Annotated in this window: 1 protein-coding gene and 1 pseudogene; one reads left to right on the top strand and one right to left on the bottom strand. The window is 57.9% G+C overall.

Translation table 11 applies throughout. From position 1 onward, the window contains the following. Positions 1 to 226: 226 nt before the first annotated feature. Positions 227 to 1,987, bottom strand: coding sequence for a gamma-glutamyltransferase (gene ggt / locus ABX749_RS24540; RefSeq protein WP_372898311.1), 1,761 nt, complete (start codon positions 1,985 to 1,987; stop codon positions 227 to 229). Between the two features lie 349 nt (positions 1,988 to 2,336). On the opposite strand from ggt, the pseudogene ABX749_RS24535 reads away from it, so the two are divergent. After that, a pseudogene (locus ABX749_RS24535) lies at positions 2,337 to 3,743 on the top strand (N,N-dimethylformamidase beta subunit family domain-containing protein). Positions 3,744 to 4,085: the final 342 nt, after the last annotated feature.

Here is a 4,085-nt window from a genome sequence, read left to right as displayed (position 1 = left end):
CGAAGAGTGGATTGGATCCGCAGCAAGGGCGGACGCCGCCGCAGGTATCAAGAGCGAGGCGGCGAGAAGGAGGGTTTTTAACATGATGGGGGAGGAACGGTGGGGGCAAAACGATGGAAGGCAGTAGGAGGGAAGGCAGAATGATACGGGGCAGAATAATGGGGCGGCAGGTGGATGGGGCGGTCGATCGCTGACGTTGGGAGGGGGAATGCCGCGGGGGCAGAGTTTAATAACCCAATGCGATGCCGTCCTTGCGAGCTTCGGTGGCTCCATGCAAGACGTTGTGTTGCCAGTCAATGAGGATTCCTTGGTATCCGCCATAGCTGCTTCGTTCACGCGAAACGGTATGCCCCTTCGCTTCCAATTCTGCCACTGCCTCGTCGGTGATTCCTGATTCGACATGCAGCACTCCGGCTCCTTCGGCTGGCGTTCCCGTCGGGCGGGCACTTCCGACGTGTCGCACGCGGGCGGCGTCACCGGCGGCTTGAACGTTCAGTCCGAAGTCGATCAAGTTGACGAGGACTTGGACGTGCCCCTGCGGTTGCATGTCACCGCCCATCACGCCGAAACAGAAATAGGGTCGATCGTCTCGCGTCACCATGGCCGGAATGATCGTGTGAAACGGACGCTTGCCAGGTTCAAGTCGATTCAAATGGTCCTCGTCGAGTGCGAACAGGGCGCCGCGATTTTGCATCGCAAATCCCAGGTCACCGACGGTCATCTGGCTGCCGAACCCGTAATAGATGCTTTGGATCAACGAACAGCAATTCCGATCCTTGTCGACCACCGTCAGATAGACGGTATCGCCGGAGATCAATTTCGGATCGCCGGCGGGAACATCCGCGAGCGCTCGGTTGGGATCGATTCGAGCCGCTTGCCGGCGGCCGTATTGCTTGGAGATCAGTTGATCGACCGGGACATCGGCAAAGTCCATGTCGGCATAGAACTTGGCTCGATCGGCGAAGGCAAGTTTTTTGGCTTCGGTCAACCAGTGCAGGTATTCGGGGTGTCCCGGGGAATACTTGGAGAGGTCGACGGTTTCCAGAACGTTCAGCATTTGCAATGCCGCGATGCCTTGACCGTTGGGCGGTAATTCCCAAACACGATAGCCCCGGTAGTCGGTCGAAACCGGATCGACCCACTCGGCGCTATGGTCACGCAAATCGGCTTCGTCAAGAAAGCCTTCGTTGCGTTTGCTGAACGCGGCAATCTCATCGGCGACTTCACCTCGGTAAAACGCATTGCCGTGTGTGTCGGCAAGTTTCTGGTACGTCGCTGCTAGATTCGGATTGCGGAAGATTTCACCGGCCTTCGGCGCACGCTTTCCATCGATCAAATAGGTCGCGGCACTGTCGGGATACTTGAGCAGGGATTCGACCGAATTCGCCCAACCGCCGGCGATGATTTCCGTGACCGGAAAACCTTCTCGAGCCGTTTCGATGCTAGGCGCGAGCAAACGAGATAGATCCCGCGTCCCGAACCGTGTTCGCAATGCTTGCCAGCCGCTGACGCAGCCCGGCACGCTCCACGACAACGGACCTTCGATGGGGATTTCGTCCAGCCCGCGATCGACGAAGACCTGCTGGTTGATGCGTTTGGGGCTGCGACCGCTGGCGTTGAGTCCATAAAGTTGTTTCGTCTTGGCATCCCAGACAATTGCGAACAGATCACCGCCGATCCCGCAGCTCATCGGTTCCACCACGCCCAGCATCGCGTTGGCCGCGATCGCGGCATCGACGGCGTTTCCGCCTTCACGCAAGACATCCAGTCCGGCCTGGCTCGCCAACGGATGACTGGTCGCCACCATGCCGTGCTTGGCAACCGTTTCGCTGCGGCTTTGGTGCGCAAAACCGTGTGGACGATCGTATCCGCCGATCTCGGAACTCGCGTTTGAATCACCCGGCGTTTCCGCACCGGCCACCACGGCGAACATTGTGACCGCTGAGACAGTGATCAGAAATCGAATGCAAATGGAATGGGAACGCATCGCGCAGACTCGACAAATGGGATGGGGTTCGGTGGGACTATCATAACCGGTCCTCGGTGAACGATGCTGTGATTGGAGGCGGCGAAACGAGGCAGTGTCAAACGATCGGTGCAGAATGCGGGGAGGCAGAATGATGCGGGGCAGAATAATGGGGGGCAAGACGATGGGGGCAAAACGATAAGAGGAAGAAGATGCGTGAGGTATCCGTGGGTCTGCTGTGCCATCCGTGGGTTTTCCTTTTTTTCGACGGGTGACCACCGATTGAGTCGTCCGTGCGGTGCGTTGCCCGTCGCTGCAAGACGGCGATACACTGGGCTCGACACACTTCAATTCACAACGAGAGAAACAAATGGTCAAGATGACTTTGCGAATGTTGATGTTGGCGACGATCATCGTCGGGCTGCGTGATCACAGCAACGCGGAACAGCTTCCGCCCTCCGGTCCGTACGTGTTCGGTTACACCGATCAACTCAGCTACATTCCCGGCGATACGGTTGCGTTTCACCTCTCGTCCAATCAGCCAACGGTCGATTTGACGATTTCTCGGGTCGGTGCACAAACCGAACAAGTCCATCAGGAAGTCGGCGTGGCCTGTGCGGCCCATCCCATTGCTGATCGGGCGTCGTCGGATGGTTGTGACTGGCCGGTTGCCTGGACGTTGCCGATCCCCAGTGACTGGAAGAGTGGCTACTACGAGGTCACGGTGAAGGCCGGTGGAGATGCCGGCGCGCAAGGCTCATTGTTCTTCGTCGTCCGCGCCGGCGATTCGCAGCCGAAATCAAACATCTTGCTGCAACTGTCAACGAATACCTACAACGCGTACACAAACTGGGGCGGACACAGCCTGTACAGCTACCACGACCGCGACGGCTTGCAGGGCCATCAGGTTTCGTTCGATCGCCCGATCGGTTCACAATTCGGTAAGTGGGAATTGCCGTTCGTGCGTTGGGCGGAAACGAATGGGTAGTCGATCGACTACGCGGTCAACAGCGATCTGGAATTTCACCCCGAGATCCTGGCCGATTACCGACTGGTCTTGAGCGTCGGGCACGACGAATATTGGTCTTCACCGATGCGCGATCATCTGGAGCGTTTTATCCGTGAGGGCGGTAATGTTGCATTCTTCAGTGGCAATACCTGTTGTTGGCAGGTGCGCAGCGGAAACAACGGCCGAACGTTGACCTCATGGAAACAGACGCCCAACATGGACCCGTTGTATCGCACGGGCGACCATCGTTTGCTGAGCACGGCGTGGAGCCACCACCTGGTCGGACGTCCCGAGAATGAATTGACCGGAGTTGGTTTCTTGTGGGGCGGCTACCATCGCAGTCACGGCCAGTTCATGGAGGGATCGGGCGCGTTTACCGTCCATCGCCCCGATCATTGGTTGTTCCAGGGAACGGGATTGAAACAAGGCGATGCGTTCGGTGGAAAGGACAGTATCGTCGGCTACGAGTGTGACGGATGCGAAATGAAGTGGATCGACGGAGTTCCCGTTCCCACACACAACGACGGGACGCCCAAGACGTTCCAAATCCTGGGGACCTGCGAAGCGCGATGGGCACCGGGCGACAGCTATTGGTACGACCGGTTTCCGACCGATCGAGTCGGTGCGGCTGTGTTGGGAACGTACACGTCCGCCGGCGGTGGCACGGTGGTGACGACCGGCACAACCGATTGGGCGCACGGGTTGAGCGGCGGCGACGCCGCGGTGATTCAGATCACGAAGAACGTTTTGGATCGATTGTCGCAGTAGCGTGCGTTACTGGTTGACGCTCAATGTCATCTACTTTGACGCGAAATGGTGCGTTGATGTTAGCGCTAGCGTACGTGCCCAATGCCGCTAAACCGAGAAGCCACTTACCCAAAAATGGCTCCCCTCTCCCCCGAACAAGCCTTTTAATTGATTCGGATTTATCATACGCGTCGAGTGATTTTAGAAAGCGAAAACGTTGCGACGAGTAGAGGCGTGTTTGGGGGAGAGGGGCGGGGGGTGAGGGGGAAGCCGCATGACGAAACGACGAGGCAATCACAAGGCCACCGAGTTTGCTCGTGAACAGCGCGGCCGATCGAATGACTTCGAAAACTCGGATTAGCT

This window comes from Stieleria sp. (assembly GCF_041595215.1).
In the GTDB taxonomy this organism is placed as follows: Bacteria; Planctomycetota; Planctomycetia; order Pirellulales; family Pirellulaceae; genus Stieleria; species Stieleria magnilauensis.
The sequence above is the reverse complement of the archived record's forward strand: the minus strand, read 5'-3'. Positions and strand labels throughout refer to the sequence as shown.

Bases quoted from the DNA above. Each gene is read 5' to 3' on its own strand.
- ggt (WP_372898311.1), bottom strand. From the start codon at position 1,987: ATGCGTTCCCATTCCATTTGCATTCGATTTCTGATCACTGTCTCAGCG.